The 15,947-nt window shown below is 53.7% G+C and carries 18 protein-coding genes; 9 read left to right on the forward strand and 9 right to left on the reverse strand.

Annotated elements, in window-relative coordinates; genetic code table 11:
• Positions 1 to 126 precede the first annotated feature (126 nt).
• On the reverse strand, positions 127 to 384 hold the full coding sequence (locus tag TMES_RS06580) for a hypothetical protein (RefSeq protein ID WP_085580674.1): 258 nt from the start codon (positions 382 to 384) through the stop codon (positions 127 to 129).
• A 331-nt stretch (positions 385 to 715) separates the two neighbouring features.
• On the opposite strand from TMES_RS06580, the gene cimA reads away from it, so the two are divergent.
• Both cimA and TMES_RS06590 read left to right on the forward strand, forming a co-directional pair.
• Entirely contained in the window at positions 716 to 2,329 is a 1,614-nt protein-coding gene (gene cimA / locus TMES_RS06585) for a citramalate synthase (RefSeq protein ID WP_085581234.1), read from the forward strand.
• A gap of 207 nt (positions 2,330 to 2,536) precedes the next feature.
• Positions 2,537 to 3,325 (forward strand): RNA methyltransferase, encoded by a 789-nt coding sequence (locus tag TMES_RS06590; protein ID WP_085580675.1) that lies wholly within the window; start codon positions 2,537 to 2,539, stop codon positions 3,323 to 3,325.
• A gap of 286 nt (positions 3,326 to 3,611) precedes the next feature.
• On the opposite strand, the gene TMES_RS06595 is transcribed toward TMES_RS06590, so the two are convergent.
• Positions 3,612 to 4,223, reverse strand: coding sequence for a fasciclin domain-containing protein (locus TMES_RS06595; protein ID WP_245835239.1), 612 nt, complete (start codon positions 4,221 to 4,223; stop codon positions 3,612 to 3,614).
• A gap of 406 nt (positions 4,224 to 4,629) precedes the next feature.
• Between TMES_RS06595 and rpsD the strand changes: the two genes are divergently transcribed.
• Together rpsD and TMES_RS06605 are read left to right on the forward strand one after the other, a co-directional pair.
• Positions 4,630 to 5,247: a 30S ribosomal protein S4 gene (gene rpsD, locus TMES_RS06600; RefSeq protein ID WP_085580677.1), complete on the forward strand. Its 618-nt coding sequence runs from the start codon at positions 4,630 to 4,632 to the stop codon at positions 5,245 to 5,247.
• Positions 5,248 to 5,439: 192 nt separating this feature from the next.
• Positions 5,440 to 5,904 carry a PACE efflux transporter gene (locus TMES_RS06605; RefSeq protein ID WP_085580678.1) on the forward strand — a complete coding sequence of 155 codons (465 nt, stop codon included), beginning with the start codon at positions 5,440 to 5,442 and terminating at the stop codon, positions 5,902 to 5,904.
• Between the two features lie 95 nt (positions 5,905 to 5,999).
• Here the strand turns inward: TMES_RS06605 and grxD are convergent, their stop codons facing one another.
• The 3 genes from grxD to TMES_RS06620 form a co-directional block, all read right to left on the reverse strand.
• Complete coding sequence (gene grxD, locus TMES_RS06610) at positions 6,000 to 6,335, reverse strand: Grx4 family monothiol glutaredoxin (protein WP_085580680.1); 336 nt, start codon at positions 6,333 to 6,335, stop codon at positions 6,000 to 6,002.
• Positions 6,336 to 6,429: 94 nt separating this feature from the next.
• The gene (gene rarD, locus TMES_RS06615; protein WP_085580682.1) at positions 6,430 to 7,338 is read right to left on the reverse strand and encodes an EamA family transporter RarD; all 909 of its coding nucleotides are present in this window, start codon (positions 7,336 to 7,338) and stop codon (positions 6,430 to 6,432) included.
• 111 nt (positions 7,339 to 7,449) lie between these two features.
• On the reverse strand, positions 7,450 to 7,683 hold the full coding sequence (locus TMES_RS06620; protein WP_085581238.1) for a BolA family protein: 234 nt from the start codon (positions 7,681 to 7,683) through the stop codon (positions 7,450 to 7,452).
• 361 nt (positions 7,684 to 8,044) lie between these two features.
• On the opposite strand from TMES_RS06620, the gene TMES_RS06625 reads away from it, so the two are divergent.
• The 3 genes from TMES_RS06625 to TMES_RS06635 all read left to right on the forward strand — a co-directional run bounded on the left by TMES_RS06625 (position 8,045) and on the right by TMES_RS06635 (position 10,448).
• Positions 8,045 to 8,551 carry a glyoxalase superfamily protein gene (locus tag TMES_RS06625; RefSeq protein ID WP_245835240.1) on the forward strand — a complete coding sequence of 169 codons (507 nt, stop codon included), beginning with the start codon at positions 8,045 to 8,047 and terminating at the stop codon, positions 8,549 to 8,551.
• Between the two features lie 12 nt (positions 8,552 to 8,563).
• Positions 8,564 to 9,034 carry a GIY-YIG nuclease family protein gene (locus TMES_RS06630; RefSeq protein WP_085580684.1) on the forward strand — a complete coding sequence of 157 codons (471 nt, stop codon included), beginning with the start codon at positions 8,564 to 8,566 and terminating at the stop codon, positions 9,032 to 9,034.
• 196 nt (positions 9,035 to 9,230) lie between these two features.
• Positions 9,231 to 10,448 carry an AraC family transcriptional regulator gene (locus TMES_RS06635; protein WP_085580686.1) on the forward strand — a complete coding sequence of 406 codons (1,218 nt, stop codon included), beginning with the start codon at positions 9,231 to 9,233 and terminating at the stop codon, positions 10,446 to 10,448.
• 48 nt (positions 10,449 to 10,496) lie between these two features.
• Here TMES_RS06635 and TMES_RS06640 read toward each other — a convergent pair whose 3' ends face one another.
• Positions 10,497 to 11,420, reverse strand: coding sequence for a LysR family transcriptional regulator (locus tag TMES_RS06640; RefSeq protein WP_085580688.1), 924 nt, complete (start codon positions 11,418 to 11,420; stop codon positions 10,497 to 10,499).
• Between the two features lie 86 nt (positions 11,421 to 11,506).
• Here TMES_RS06640 and TMES_RS06645 point away from each other — a divergent pair, with 86 nt between their 5' ends.
• On the forward strand, positions 11,507 to 12,337 hold the full coding sequence (locus tag TMES_RS06645; RefSeq protein WP_211275878.1) for a phytanoyl-CoA dioxygenase family protein: 831 nt from the start codon (positions 11,507 to 11,509) through the stop codon (positions 12,335 to 12,337).
• A gap of 28 nt (positions 12,338 to 12,365) precedes the next feature.
• On the opposite strand, the gene moaA is transcribed toward TMES_RS06645, so the two are convergent.
• The 3 genes from moaA to TMES_RS06660 form a co-directional block, all read right to left on the reverse strand.
• Positions 12,366 to 13,364 carry a GTP 3',8-cyclase MoaA gene (gene moaA / locus TMES_RS06650; RefSeq protein ID WP_085581244.1) on the reverse strand — a complete coding sequence of 333 codons (999 nt, stop codon included), beginning with the start codon at positions 13,362 to 13,364 and terminating at the stop codon, positions 12,366 to 12,368.
• 196 nt (positions 13,365 to 13,560) lie between these two features.
• Entirely contained in the window at positions 13,561 to 14,412 is an 852-nt protein-coding gene (locus TMES_RS06655) for a hypothetical protein (protein ID WP_085580690.1), read from the reverse strand.
• A gap of 243 nt (positions 14,413 to 14,655) precedes the next feature.
• Positions 14,656 to 14,841, reverse strand: a complete 186-nt coding sequence (locus TMES_RS06660) for a DUF3553 domain-containing protein (protein WP_085580692.1) — start codon at positions 14,839 to 14,841, stop codon at positions 14,656 to 14,658.
• Positions 14,842 to 15,186: 345 nt separating this feature from the next.
• Here TMES_RS06660 and TMES_RS06665 point away from each other — a divergent pair, with 345 nt between their 5' ends.
• Positions 15,187 to 15,798 (forward strand): histidine phosphotransferase family protein, encoded by a 612-nt coding sequence (locus TMES_RS06665; RefSeq protein WP_085580693.1) that lies wholly within the window; start codon positions 15,187 to 15,189, stop codon positions 15,796 to 15,798.
• The last annotated feature ends 149 nt before the right edge of the window (positions 15,799 to 15,947 follow it).

The raw sequence follows: 15,947 nt of genomic DNA on the forward strand, positions 1-15,947 counted from the left end.
TCATTTTCGGGCGGTATTTAACGTGGGGCAGCACAGATTACAGAACGTCCATGACGGCGGGGCATTGTCTGGCGGTGAATACCGGCGCGGACTGACGATCATTATTTCGCAAGGATTGCGACCCGGTCAGTCAATTTCCAGCCGTGCATGACGCACCTGATCAATCAGGTACTCGGCATAGGTTTCAATCGTTGGGCAGGACCATTCGGCACGGGTTTTAATGCCGTTGCGCATCCAGTAGCCATGCCATCTGTCATCAACATCGCGGCAAATGGTATATTCCGCAAACCGGTCGGCGGCGCGCCAGCAATGTTTGCCGTCGCGGTGCCATGTCAGCCCACCCAGAAAAATAAGATCGTCCGATGCGGGAAGAACGCGACCCATATGACTATTTCCTTAACATCAAGAGTAAGTCGATATACGCACGGATAACAACGCTGTGTTGAGGTATTTCATCAAATGCACCTATAAGTGTATGTCACAATATAATGCTACCGCCCGGTGCGGCACAATCATGCATGGGGACAGGTCTGCTACTCGAAAGGCGGTGAAATGGCGGAATTTACCGATTTTTTGCTTGCGGGCGTAACGAGGTTGCGCCCCGCGTGGTTTTGCGGCAATTTGCCAGACCGCCCCGGCAAAAAGGGCGCGGGAAGATACCCGTTTTTCACAGGCTGCCCGCGTGGCACCGCATAAATGCAGATTTGGAACCAATATGTCTGACAAGCGCGTCTATCTTTACGACAGTACCTTGCGCGACGGCCAACAAACCCAGGGCGTCGATTTTTCAGCCGCGGATAAAACCGCGATTGCCAAGGCACTGGACGAGCTGTCGATTGACTATATTGAAGGCGGTTGGCCCGGGGCAAACCCCACCGATGATGCGTTTTTTGCCAATCCGCCCAAACTGAAAAATTCCCGCCTGACAGCCTTTGGCATGACACGGCGTGCGGGGCGTTCGGCATCGAATGATCCGGGGTTAACTACGTTAATCCAGAATGCGCCGGTGGTGTGCATGGTGGGGAAAAGCTGGGATTTTCAGGTAACCGAAGCCCTGGGCATCGAACTTGATGAAAACATCGCGATGATTTCGGAATCGGTCGCGCATGTAAAACAGCATAGCGAGGAAGTGCTGTTTGATGCCGAGCATTTCTTTGATGGTTATAAAGCCAATCGCGATTATGCCCTGTCGGCCATTGGGGCGGCCTATGATGCCGGGGCGCGCTGGGTTGTGCTGTGCGACACCAATGGCGGCACATTGCCCGATGAAATTTTCGAAATTGTAACCGATGTCTGTACGCGCATTCCCGGAAGCCACGTTGGCATTCATTGCCATAACGATACCGAAAACGCAGTTGCCAATTCGCTGGCGGCCGTGCGGGCCGGGGCGCGGCAAATTCAGGGCACGTTAAATGGTCTTGGCGAGCGGTGCGGCAATGCCAACCTGATTTCCATCATCCCGACCCTGATGTTGAAAATGGGTTATGATGTGGGAGTTAGCGCACAACAGTTAACCCAGCTGCGCCGTATTTCGCACATTCTTGATGACCGGCTTAACCGCGAGCCGACCCGGCAGGCAGCCTATGTGGGCGATTCGGCCTTTGCCCATAAGGGCGGATTGCATGTGTCCGCGGTCGAGAAAAACCCGGCCTGTTACGAACATGTTGAACCGGAAAAAGTTGGCAACCAGCGCCACATTCTGGTGTCCGATCAGGCCGGACGATCCAATATTCTGGCGCGGTTTCGTGAAATTGGCGTCGAGGTTGATCCGAAATCCGAAGCGGTTGGCAAACTTGTCGAACTGGTTAAGCAGCGCGAATTTGACGGTTACGCCTATGACGGGGCCGAAGCCAGCTTTGAGCTTTTGGCGCGAAAGGCGATGGGGCAGTTGGAACGTTATTTCCGTGTCACATCGTTTCGCGTGATCGATGAACGCCGCTGGGTCGATGAGCAGGACGAACAGGTTATTACGATGTCCGAAGCCACGGTAAAGGTGGTGGTGGGCGATGAACAGTTTATGTCGGTGGCCGAGGGTAACGGCCCGGTCAACGCCCTTGATGCCGCCTTGCGCAAGGTGTTGCTCACCGTGCCGGAATACCGCGAAGTGATCGCCCCGATCGAGCTGATCGATTACAAGGTGCGGATCATAACACGGGGCGATGGCACCCGTGCTGTTACCCGCGTGATGATCGAAAGCCGCGATGCCGAAGGCAATAGCTGGTCCACAGTCGGGGTGTCGGGCAATATTATCGAGGCGTCTTATAATGCGTTGCGTGATTCCATAAGTTACAAACTGTTTAAGGCGGGTATCCGCAGCCAACATTCCTGATCCATGAGCGCATTTCGGTTAACCGGGGGCTGTTGGCGGCACCCGGTGCCGGGTTTGCAAAGTTATGCGTGCTGATACTGGTGCTATGCGGCAGGAAATGCTAAAGCAGCCCGCAATCACGGGCGGGTTTGCCGCCTTTATGGATTGGTGCCGGTTATTGGCTGGTGTGTAATCTGTGCCGATTGAGACAACAGGAGACTTCAGGGGATGAGCGATACCCCAACTGCGGCCCGCCCCGAAACGGCAGGCGTGGTTAACCCACCCGTTATTATCTTAATCGAACCGCAGCTTGGCGATAATATCGGCAAGGCCGCGCGCGCGATGCTGAATTGTGGTCTGGTTGATTTGCGCCTGGTGCGCCCGCGCGATGGCTGGCCCAATGAACGGGCCACGGCCAATGCATCGGGAGCCGATATTGTGATCGACAATACCAAAGTGTTCGAACACGAAGACGATGCGCTGGCCGATTTAAACCGGATTTACGTGACAACAGCGCGCACCCGCGATGCGGTGAAACCGGTTTTTACCCCGCGTGGTCTTGCCCCGGAAATGCGTGCCAATATTGGCAAGGGCGAAAAAATTGGCGTGATGTTCGGGCCGGAACGCACCGGTGTGCGTAATGAACATATCGCCATGGCGGATGCCGTGGTGACCGTGCCGTTAAACCCGGGCTTTACTTCGCTTAACCTCGCACAGGCGGTGTTGCTGATTGGCTATGAATGGTGGCAGGCCGGGGTGAATGTGCCCGATTACCAGATGATGATGAACGATTCGTTCCCCGCCGCCCATGACGAGGTCGCACGGATGTTAGCACATCTGGAATATGAACTTGATGAGTCGGGTTTTTTCCGCGTTGAGGCCAAGCGCCCGGCGATGGAACGCAACATCCGCAATATTTTTAACCGCATGAGTTTGACCCATCAGGAAGTGCAAACCATTCGCGGGATGGTTTCCGCCATGCGCGGGGCCAAGCACAAACCAAAACCGAAAACCTGATTGTTGGGTCTGCCCACGGTTTGCAAGCCCGTAATACCAGATCTCACTGAGGATGACTCATGGAGGTCTGGTTAGGCGCGACTGCGCCGCGCGGCCTGTGCCGCGAAAGGCAAGGGCTTTGTAGAAGCCCGCCCGCCGACTGAGGGCTGCATTGATCGGTTTCGATCAGTGCAGTTTGGTATAACTTGTTGTGACGACAGCACATAAAAAGCCCCCGGAGAGATAAATCCGGGGGCTTTGCCGTTTACGGAATGTAAGGTCTGTCGTGTGTGAGAGGATGTGCCGGTTAGTTTGGCATCAATACGGTATCAACCACATGGATCACGCCGTTTGACTGCATGACATTGGCAGTGGTGACTTTTGACCAGTTGCCTTTTTCATCGACAATATAAAGCGCACCGTCCTTCATTTCGGCGGTCAGGGTGCCGCCTTCAACGGTGGTCATTTTATACATGCCGCCCATCATCATGGCTTTTTCCATCAAATCCTTGGCCGTCAGGGTGCCAGGAACAACATGATAGGTCAGGATCTTGGTCAGGGTCGGTTTGTTGGCCGGTTTTAACAGGGTGTCGACCGTACCGGCGGGCAATTTGTCAAATGCATCGTTGGTGGGGGCGAAAACCGTAAACGGACCCGGGCCCGACAGGGTATCGACCAGGCCTGCGGCCTTGACGGCGGCGACCAGTGTGGTGTGGTCTTTGGAATTTACGGCATTTTCAATGATGTTTTTCGACGGATACATCGGCGCGCCGCCCACCATCACCACATGATTTTCCGGTGTCATGGCGGTGCTGGCCTTCATCATGTCAGATTTATCAGCATGCATGCCAGACGAGCATGCACCCAGGGTCAGGGCCATTGTTGCGGACGCAATAACCATCAGGGAACGAAATTTCATTGTCTCGATGTCCTACGCTTGTTCGCTCGCGACTTGTCTTTTTTTATCCTGCGTGTTTCGCCGCGTAGCTTCATTATTGTCAAAACGGGTCCCAAGAGCTGATCCGGTCTGAACACGCATGGTAATAATGGTTACGCAAGGGGCGGGGGGCTGGATCGGATTTTTTGAGAAAAAATTGTTGGCGATGATCGCGTTACCGCCAATGAACCGAAAAAAGACAGGAAGAATCGTATGAACAGGCTGGTTTTCTGCGGTTTTGGTTTGACTCGCGGGGATTCATCTCTATATTGCGCCTCACTTCCGAGAAAGCGGGTCGCGGCAAAGGTTCTGCGTCCCCGTTCTGCAAGCAGGTTGTTTTGCAGAAACTATCGGGACAACAAAGCACTTTTAAAAAAGAGAGTTTACAATGTCGAAACGTATTGCTGCAAAGCATAAAATTGACCGCCGCCTTGGTGTAAACCTTTGGGGCCGTTCCAAATCGCCGCTGAACAAGCGCGAATATGGTCCGGGTATGCACGGCGCGACCCGTCGTAAAAAACCGACCGATTATGGTATCCAGCTGTTCGCAAAACAGCAGCTTAAAGGCTACTATGGTTCGATCTCGGAAAAACAGTTCCTGCGTTATTTCAAAGAAGCATCGCGTCGCCCGGGTGATACCTCGGAAACCCTGATCGGGATTCTCGAAACCCGTCTTGACGCTGTTGTTTACCGTATGAAATTCGTTCCGACCGTGTTTGCTGCACGTCAGTTCGTGAACCACGGCCACATCCTGGTCAATGGCAAGAAGGTCACCATTCCTTCTTACCTGGTCAAGGAAGGCGACGTTGTCGAAATCAAATCGGCTTCGCGCGAAATTCCGATGGTTCTCGAAGCTGCTGTTCTGGCAGAACGTGACATTCCCGAATATGTCGAAGTTGACCCGAAAGCCTTCAAAGGTACTTTCGTGCGCGTCCCGAAATTCGCCGAAGTCCCGTATCCGGTTCAGATGCAGCCGAGCCTGGTTGTCGAATTCTATTCGCGTTAATCTGCTTCGCAGGTTTCGCCGAATACAAAAAGAAACGCTCGCTGTTTTCAGCGGGCGTTTTTTTGTGCCCGTTATTTGATGGTGTTTGATCCATCCGCTATGTTCGGGCAAAATGGGATGGCAAAACGAGGACGACCTCGCCCGCCTTGGGTTTTATATGTTCGGGACGACCCGATAAAATAAGAGGTCGCCATGCGCACAACACTGGATCGTATCCGTCATACTCTCAGCTTTGAAATTATCGGTTTTGCCATTGTTGCCCCGCTGGGCACATGGGTTTTTAACATGCCCATCCATGATATTGGCGTGGTGGCCCTGTTTAGTGCCGTTCTGGCGGCGCTGTGGAACTATGTTTTTAATCTGCTGTTTGATCGCGCCATGGTCGCGCTTTGGGGCCATGTTAACAAAACAATCGTGTTGCGCGTGGCGCATGCTGTTTTGTTCGAGGCGGGCTTGCTGGTTGTTTTAATGCCGCTGATCGCCTGGTATTTGCATGTCAGCCTGTTGCAGGCTTTTATGATGGATATATCGTTTTCGGCGTTTTATCTGGTGTATGCGTTTGTTTTTAACTGGGCCTATGATGTGTTGTTCCCGGTGCCACAAGCGCCCGGCAAGAACGGAAACAAGAACGAAAAACAGGCCAGCAGCGCAAGATAGCACCAGTTGGTAGATGGCAGGAATGGCCCAATAAAAAACACGCCCGCGATGAAATCGCCGGGCGTGTTTTACAAATCAGATGCGAAATGCGAAAATCAGGCGGCCGCAGCCACACCTTTTTCACGCATATGCTGGCCAAGTTCGCCATTGGCAAACATTTCGCGAATGATATCGCAGCCGCCAACAAATTCGCCTTTGACGTAAAGCTGGGGAATGGTCGGCCAGTTCGAGAAATCCTTGATCCCCTGACGGATGGCCGGATCAACCAGAACATTCACGTCCTTGAACGGAACGCCAAGTTCGGAGAGAACCTGCACAACAGCGGCGGAAAAGCCGCATTGCGGGAACATGGAGGTTCCTTTCATGAACAAAACGACATCGTTAGCGTCGATATCCTTCTGGATGCGTTCAAAAACCGGATTTTCGGACATTGCGGGTATCCTTGACTGTGATAAATGCGGCGCTGCATGCTACCGCTGATATAAGTGTTTCTGGCCGAAGATATGGCGCTCTGCGGCGTTTATGTCAACTGTTGGCGCGCAAATGGCGTGCTGTGCGCAAATTATCCCAGGTAAAAAGGGCCAAACCGCACCAGACAAAAATATACGTGATCAGATGGGCGCGGGTAAAGTTTTCACCAAACAACAAGACCGCGACGAACAACTGCAGCGTCGGGTTAATATATTGCATTAATCCCAGGGCGCCAAATTTCATGTTGCGTGCGGCAAAGGCAAACATCACCAGCGGTATGGTTGTCATGACGCCCAAACCGATCAGCAAGGCGTCGTGGCCGGTCCCGGTATGGAGGAACGCCATTTGCCCGTTGCTTTGCAACCAGCCCAGATAAATCATCGCGACGGGCAATAATGTCAGGCATTCCACAAACAGCCCGGCAATCGGGTCGGCCGGGATCATTTTGCGCAGCAAGCCGTAAAAACCAAACAGGAAGGCCAGGCTCAGCGCGATCCAGGGCAGGGTGCCAAAAAAGATCAGCAGGTTCACAACCCCGGCCGCGACGATCACAACCGACAGGATCTGAGTGCGGTTAAGCTTTTCATTGAGAAAAATCCGTCCCAGCACCAGCATGATCAGGGGCATGATGTAATAGCCAAGGCTGGCTTCAAGCGCATGTCCGTGGTTGACCGACCAGATATAAATCAGCCAGTTCCCGGCAATCAGCAGGCTGGTAATAAATAACAGCCCCATCGTGCGGGCGGAGCGCAGCAAATCCATCAGGGCTTTCTGGCGGCCCAGGGCAAAGATTAAAACCAGGGTTAAAATGGCCGACCACAGGATGCGGTGGCTTAGAATTTCCATCGCATCGGCAAAGCCAACCGCATGAAAATAGGCCCCGGCGACCCCCCAGGTCATAAAGGCAAACAGGCCGGCCAATGGACCCGCCCCGATCAGGGCGGGTTTGTGCGTGTTCGACATATCAGATGAACCAGGGTCAGTTATTGGGGCATAATCTGGCCCCGGAAACCAGGTGCGCGCGCCCGGTTAAAGGCGGCGCATCGGGTGGGATTTCCGAAAAATAAAAAGCGCTTATTCAGGAACAGAGGTTTGCAGTGCCAGGGCGTGCAATTCGTCGCCCATTTTGCCTTTCAGGGCCGAATAAACCATCTGATGCTGGATCACGCGGGTTTTGCCGCGAAATGCTTCGGACACAACCATCGCAGCATAATGATCACCGTCGCCGCGCAAATCCTCGATTCGCACCTGCGCATCGGGAAGGGCTTCCTTGATCATGGTTTCAATTTCGTGGGCTGCCATCGCCATGTTTGTCATCCTTTCTGGGGCAAATCCTGTGGCCCGTGCGGGTGGGCGGATTTGCCAAAATTCATTGTTGGTTCTGGTATATGTTGCGCCACCGGGGCTGTCAATCAAGGCGGGCAGGTTGAACGGCATCGCGGTCATAATGCATTCTCGGTATTGTGAAGCCGGGCACATTTACCGCTGCTTTTGGGGGGCCAGGTATCATTGCGTTGAACTTTGTCAAACTTTGCGCTATTGCCTTTATCGGCTTTGCAACAGCCAGCCGTTCGCACCCGCAAGGGAAGGTGAATGTTGCGATCTGATGTTTATCGGTTCCGCGTCGGACCGGCAATGCGAACACCCGGCCTCCTGTCAGGAGACGAAGATGCATTTGGACACCCCGATTAAACAAACTGCGATCGACCCCGATAACGGGTCGCCCAAAAACTTTTCCAGTGACGCCGCCGACACCTTGAAGGTCCAGGCCAAACGCCTGCGCGCGGCCCTGGCCAGCCGTGATGTGACAGTATCGCACGCTGGCAGTCTGGAACTGATGGCCCAAAGTTATGGCTTTCGCGACTGGAACACGGCCCTTGCCGTAACACGGCGCAATTCAACCGCCATCAGTATCGAAGACCTTGGTATAGGCAAACGCTTTGCCGGGTCTTATCTGGGACACGCCGTGTCAGGCAAAATCCTTGGGCTTACCCGCACCCCCGTTGGCGGCGTTTATCGGATCGAGGTTCACCTTGATCATGCGGTGGATGTGGTCGCCTCGAAACATTTTAGCGGCTTTCGCCAGCGCATCGCCGCCCGGATCAACACGAATTGTGAACCGGTTCTGGCATCGGGCCAGCGCGGCCCCGGCCTGTCGGTTGATTTGTTGTTATAAGCACACGCACCGATGCTGTTTTTATCCCCCATCACGGATCAAACCCTCCGGCTGCTGCCAAAGGCAGCCGGAGCCTATGTTCTGGCGATTGATGTGAATGAAGATGTGCAGCTTGCCCCCAAACAGTTTGCAGGCCGGGTTATTGCGCGCGGGCAGTATTTATATTGCGGCAGTGCCAATGGCCCGGGCGGGATCGCTGCGCGGGTTAAACGCCATTGTGCGAACGATAAAAAACCGCATTGGCACATTGATGCGCTAACAACCGCCCCGGTGGGAAAGGTCATATCGGTTCTGGCCGTGCCCGGTGGTAATGAATGCGATTTATGTACCTGCTTACGCGACAAGTTTTTACTTTCGGTTCCTGTTGCCGGTTTTGGCAGCTCGGACTGCGCGTCATGCCCGGCGCATTTGCTGGCTGTTCCGGGTGATGCCTCCGTGGTGGTTAACGTCTTAAATATAATTAAAAATACGGTTCCGGGTTGAATGGAAGAAAAATGCGGTCGAGGTTACCCGATGGCGTTCCTCGTTAATTATCGCCCGGTATGGTGAGGCGTGGACCGTTATCGGTTCGCAATTGATTTGGATGGATGAAGTCACGATAGTGGCGCATCGCTGACGTTCTATGCCTTGGATCATTCACGATTCCGGGCTGCGTTTTAATTTCTTGTAGGTCTGAAATATGCTTGAGCCGAAAGATGTCGCCCTGTTGATTATCGCCGTCGTCGGGATCGGTCAGGCGCTTTTTTTAATATTATTGCTGCTTCAGGAAGGAAAACGCGCCTTTCGGGCCAATCGGTGGTTGATATTTTTTGCGACGGTCGTTTGTATTATTTTTGTCGATAAGGTTTGCGACGTTTTCTTGTCTCCCCTGATACGTTTGTATCTTGCCCCTTTATTCTCTCCCTTTGTGTTTGCATCTATTCCGGCAATTTATTTGTATTTTCGCGAAATTTCCGGTCGCCCCGCCCCACATCCCGCCAGACATTTCGCCATTATTTTGCTTGTTGCCGTTTGTATTTCAGCCGTTGTCTGGGTTGTTCGTACCAATGCAGACGCCAATCACCTGTTGCTGACAGATCAGGGACTTGGGTTCAAGTGGCAGGCCCCTGTCGTCGTAACGGCTTTGATGCTGGCGATAATTGCGGTGTATTGCGGGCAGTTTCTTGCCTACATGATTGCGATATGGCAAACATGCCTGCTCTATCAAAGGCAAGTACAACAACAGTTTGGGCTTGATGGGGCGGTATTGCGCAATTGGACTTTCGAGTTTCTCGTTGAAACAAGTGTCATATTTGTAATTTATACCGCGATTAACCTGTTTGATATTTTTGTATTAAGAAGCGAATGGCTGATCATTCTTGCGCATTGCGGTTTTGTTTTGGTCTTCTTTCGTATTAGTCACGTTATCGCAAGCAACCCTGCTCTTTTTGTCGAGGCCGGTGTGTTTGGCGGTTATGAGGCCATGGAGAAAGAGGTTCTGTCGTCTGAAGGTGTGCGGGGCAGCAATGCAATATCGCGCAATCTTGTGGGGGAAGATGAGGTCAGGCGCATTTGTCGACGCTTGGATCAGACGGTTACACGGGACGAGGTAATATTTGATCCATTACTTTCGATGCCCAAACTGGCCCAAATTGTCGGGGTGACACCAAATCAGCTTTCCTTCGTCCTAAATCGGTATATCGGGAAAAGCTTTTTTGATTTTGTTAACTCGGTGCGCATTGAGCATGCTTTGCGCTTGCTGGTGGAGCAACCGGATCGGCAGGTCCTTGATATAGCGATCAGCATTGGATTTAATTCAAAATCAACGTTCAATCTGGCGTTCAAAAAGATCACCGGCACAACACCGTCCGCCTATCGGGCCGAGAATATCGCTAAAGACGTACCGCAGATCATTTGATCGCAGGAACGTAGCAAGTAAGTTTGCCTCTCTTTTGGGCGGCTATTTTCAGGCGTTGAGCCTGTTTTTCTGATTTTGATCGCCGAACATACGGCAAATTATGTGTTGCGCACTGTTTGCAGCCGCCAATTTGGGATGATGATTGCTGCGGGCCAGAATGATGGGCTCAATTGCACTATGATCCCCGATTTCGCGGGCAATAAGGGGATGACCGTCATAGGAAAAATTGCCAGGCGGCAGGGTATAGGCAATGCCGATGCCTTCGCCGTTGGCGGCAAGGCTGCGCATAACTTCCAGCGATTGCACCCGGTGGGCGACGGTGGGATTATGGTCGGCATGGCGAAACAGGTTCAGCATATGGCGGATCGACAAGCCTTCCTCAAACAGGATCAGCGGTTGCAATGCCAGATCGGCAAGGCTGATGCTGGTGCGCTGGGCCAGTGGCGACGCCGGGGCCATAAAGGCGTGCGGTGAAACCGCTTTTAATTCTGTTTTATCAAACGCGGCGTCGAGCCCGAGGTCATAGGTGATGGCAAGGTCGATTTGGCCTTCGCGCATGTTGCGCGCCAGACTTTCAAAATCGCAAATGCGCCAGCGCAGCGCCACATCGGGCAGGCCGCTTCGCAAGGCCTTTAAAACCGGGGCAAGATGGCCCGGTGCCAGATCATCAAAACAACCCAGTGTCAGGGTGCCATTTACAATGCGCGACAGGGCGGCAGGGTCTTCCAGCCTTTGTGCCTGTGCCAGCAGGGTTTCAGCCTCGGCGATATAGTTTTGGGCAAAGGCGGTAAGGGTGATCGGGCTGCCCTTGCGGCGGATAAACAGCTTTTGCCCCAGCCGGTTTTCCACCAATGAAAGGGCGACCGACAAGGCCGGTTGCGACACATGCAGGTTTTGCGCTGCCTGTGCCAAACTTCCGGCACGGGCAACGGCCACCACATATTCGATCTGACGCAAGGTTAAATATAACATCAGACTAATTATAACTTTAGAATGTATTATTGGAAACTATTTATCGGGCAGGGCAGGCTAGCGATAGTGCCATGCAGGAGTTTCCAATGTCCCATTCCATTATCTCCCATCCGCTTGTATCCCAGGCCGATATCGACGCCTTTCAGCGCGACGGTGTTGTTTTGATCCGTGGGCTGTTTGCCAGCCATGTTGAGCAACTGGCCGCCGGGATTGAAACCAATATGTCCCAGCCCGGCCCCTATGCCGCCGAGAATTTGAAAGCGGGTGAAGGTGGGCGGTTTTTTGATGATTATTGCAACTGGCAGCGCATTGATGCATTTGAGCAGGTGATCCGTCAATCGCCGCTGGGCGCGGTGGCCGCCGATTTGATGCAGTCACACGCCGTGCAATTGTTTCATGACCATGTGCTGGTCAAGGAACCGGGAACATCAAAGCCGACCCCGTGGCATCAGGATAGCCCGTATTATTTTGTTGAAGGGCAACAGACGGTCAGTTTCTGGTCGCCGTTGGACCCGGTGCGCGAGGCATCGTTGCGCTGTGTGGCGGGGTCACACAAATGGCCGCGTGCGGTGTTGCCAACCCGGTGGCTGTCAGAAACAAGTTTTTATCCCAACGAAGATGACTATATGCCGGTGCCCGACCCGGATGCCGAAGGCATGACAATTTGCGAATGGGAAATGGCACCGGGGGATGCCGTGGCCTTTGATTTTCGCATATTGCACGGCGCACGCGGCAATTTGACGGGCAATCGCCGCCGGGCTTTTTCGGTGCGGCTGGTTGGCGATGATGCACGCTATGTCGAGCGCCCCGGCCCCACATCGCCGCCGTTTCCCGGCCATGACATGCAAGCCGGGCAGAAATTGCGCGAAGACTGGTTTCCGGTGATATTCACGCGTAATGCAAAAGCGGACACTTGAGGCCGCTTGATTGGGCTGACGGGGCGGTTTAACCGCCCGTCATGCTCATATGGCGCGAAACGGCGGGTTTTTCGCCTTTGCGCTCAATCACAAAATCGTGGCCTTTGGGTTTAAGCAGCATGGCGCGGTCAAGGGCGGCATCAAGCAAGGCGGGGTCGTTTTCGCGCAGAATTTCGCGAAGGTCGATATGGTCTTCCTGGCCCAGGCACATATAAAGCGTGCCGGTACAGGTAATGCGCACCCGGTTGCAACCTTCGCAGAAATTATGGGTCATGGGTGTGATGAAACCAAGGCGACCGCCGGTTTCAGCCACACTGACATAGCGGGCCGGGCCGGGGGTGACATGGTTGCTGGGCACCAGCGTCCATTCTTTTTCCAGCCGTTCGCGCACCACGGTCAGTGGCAGGTAATGGTCGGTGCGGTCGCCATCAATATCGCCCAGCGGCATGGTTTCGATCAGACAAAGGTCAAAACCTTCCTGCCCGCACCAGGCCAGCATGCGCGAAATTTCGTCTTCATTCTGGCCGCGCAGGGCAACCGCGTTGATTTTAATGCCAATACCGGCTTCTTTGGCGGCCTGAAGACCGGTCAAGACCTGTTCCAGGCGGCCACGCCGGGTAATCTCGGCAAATTTTTGATGGTCGAGCGTATCAAGCGAAATGTTTAACCGTTTCACCCCGGCCCGTGCCAGATCATCGGCATAGGTGGCAAGCTGGCTGCCATTGGTGGTCAGGGTCAGTTCATCCAGCGCGCCGGATTTTAAATGACGCGACAAACCGCGAATTAAATCCATGATGCCACGGCGCACCAGTGGTTCGCCGCCGGTCAGGCGCAGTTTACGCACCCCGCGTGCAATAAAGGCCGAGCAAAGCTGATCAAGTTCTTCAAGGGTCAGAACCTGTGATTTTGGCAGAAACGTCATGTTTTCCGCCATGCAATAGGTACAGCGAAAATCACAGCGGTCGGTTACGGAAACCCGTAAATACGAGACATGACGGCCATATTTGTCGATCAGCGGATTGCGCACGATGATAACTGCCTGAATTTTTGCGAAAACGGAATGCGTCACCTTTGTATGACAAATAGTCCATCGACCCGGCCCGGTGCAAGGCCCGCATCCTCACTTTTTTCTGATCAGCTTTGTGACCGGTTTGTGGGCGCCGTCGGGGCGGGCTTATATCCGGGCGATTGCCGGGGCAATACCGCCCGGATATACAGGCAAATTATGCGGGTTGGTCGTTTTGCCAGGCGGCGGCTTCGCGGTTGTGCAAGGCGGCAATGTCGCGGTCCAGATTTGCCATGACGCCGCGCAAAATGGTGACTTTGCCGTGGTCTATTTCGGCGGCCAGCAGGGCCGATTGATCGGGGCTGGCAAGAATGGCCCGGACATCGCGAAACAGGGCGCGGATCAGTTTTATAAAATGGCTTTCGGTGAATTCCCAACTGGCACCATTGCGGTGCATATTGTCGTTGACCAGCTGGATAAACCAGTTTTTGCGTTTTTCATAATCGGCAAAATGCATGGCCATCCGGACAAATACCATCGTGATCTGTTTTGATACCAGCGGATTGGCCGAAAGATGATCCCAGTAATCGGTGGCATCGCGCATTTCGTCTTCTGCGTCGGCATGGGTTTCGACGATGGTGCGAATTTCGGTGTCAATCTGTTCGATGGTGTCGGCACCGACCATCATGCGGATAACCTGAAAAAACGGATGCAGCATTTCGCGTGACAGGGCGCCATGCTCCAGGTCTCCGGCTTCGCGTCCTTCCAGCAAATGGGCAAAGCGGCTGACCATTAAACGGCCAAACGGATCGTGGCGAATGGAAGGCGTGCGCCGGGCATTGGCGGCAATAACTTCGCTTTCCAGCGCATACCATGCATCTTCAAACAGGGCGGGCTGGTTTTTAAGGGCGCCAAGCGCCTTGTTGATATCGCCGATGCTGACAACATCGCCCTGACTGCGCGCCTTTTCCGACAGACCGCTGGCAAAACGTTCCAGAACGGACCATGCCGCATCGTGGTGACGTTTTTTAAAGCTGTCCGGGGCAACCGGGATTTCTGTCTTTGTCATTTAAAAGGTGTCCGCAATTGTTCGGGGTGATGAAGCAGAATTTTATCAGAATGATATCAGTTTGTTATGACGGGCAGGGGCAATTTATCGTGCCCGGGGCCGCGCGCGCAGGATAAACGGCACAAAACCTTGCAAAACCCTGCAAAACAGAACCATATCACCCCGCAATTTTAAAAATGCGGCGGGGCAGGGGCTGGCTGTGCAGGCAATATGCCATCGTGGCCGCATTTTTGATAATTGTCGTTATTCATACCCGAAGGCAGGTTCGACAATTTCCAGCACCACATGGCGGGTCCGAATGATCTGGCGGCCCGCTTCCTCGAAATTGACGGCAAGCCTGTCGCCATCGGCGGCCTGAATGCGGCCAAGGCCCCAGTCGGGTTGGCCGGGGTGACGAACAATGGTGCCAGGGGTCAGAAGAAAATCCATAAAGCTGCTATCCGAACCGTTAGGGGGTTTGCTGTGTCAGTCGTGCATTTGCCGGTTTATCGGGGCGATTTGCGCGCAGGTCGGCAACCGATATCCGTTATCTTGCAAGATTTATTATTTCAAATCTAGCACCGCAAACCGGGTCTGACAAAGGGCGAAAACGTGTTTCACGCCGAATTGACGTGTCGATCAGGGCAAGTTTGGCCTATCATATAAATAAGGTTTTAATACCTGTTTTGCACATTAGGGCGTGGATTCCCGCCTCAACGGGCGTGAGACCGTTTTTTTTATGTGGGGATGCGGCTTTTGGGGAAGGCGCATCATCAAGAATCTGGAGCACAGTGCATGCAACAGGACAGGCAGCTAGAGCTTATCCTGATAGAACTTATCAGCTCGCGTATTTGTCACGATCTGGTTGGGCCGGTTGGCGCGGTGAATGCCGGGGCCGAACTGATGGACGAGGCAGGGGGCACCGACGACGAAGCCCTGGCCCTGATGCGCCGCAGCGGACAGGAGGCCCAGCGCCGTCTGCAACTGTTTCGTCTGGCCTATGGCCGGGCCGGGAACAGCGTTGATGCATCGACCATGCATAAAACAATTACCCAGGCCTACGAGGCCGACGGCAAGGTGAGCCTGGACTGGGCTGATTATCGCACCATCGATGCCGTGACCGGCCGGATTGTTTTGAACATGATCATGATGGCCCGCGAAGCGCTGCCATTTGGCGGCGATATTTCGGTTCAGTGCGACTCCGGTCAGGAAATTCGCGTCATCGCGCAGGGAAAACGGGCCGCAATCCGCCCCGAAATTGAAAAGGTGCTTTCCGGGCCGGTGGACCCGAACGACCTTGATCCGCGCAACATTCAGGGCTTTTTTGCCCGAAACCTAGCCGAAAGACTAGGCAAGGGGGTGCGGGTGGAAGCCAAAGAAAATTCGGTTACTTTGATCTATGTTTAAAAAAATAGACGTGCCAGTATCGTAAAACCGTATGCTAGGCTCTACCTACATGGTAGCTCTCATGTAATATGAGAAACAGAATATTGTGGGCAGATTTGATGCGGTTGACGTCCCGGGTCCGGTGATGGTCTGATTGCCGGCATTGTGGA

The sequence above is a fragment of the Thalassospira mesophila genome (genome assembly GCF_002115755.1).
Classification (GTDB): Bacteria; Pseudomonadota; Alphaproteobacteria; order Rhodospirillales; family Thalassospiraceae; genus Thalassospira; species Thalassospira mesophila.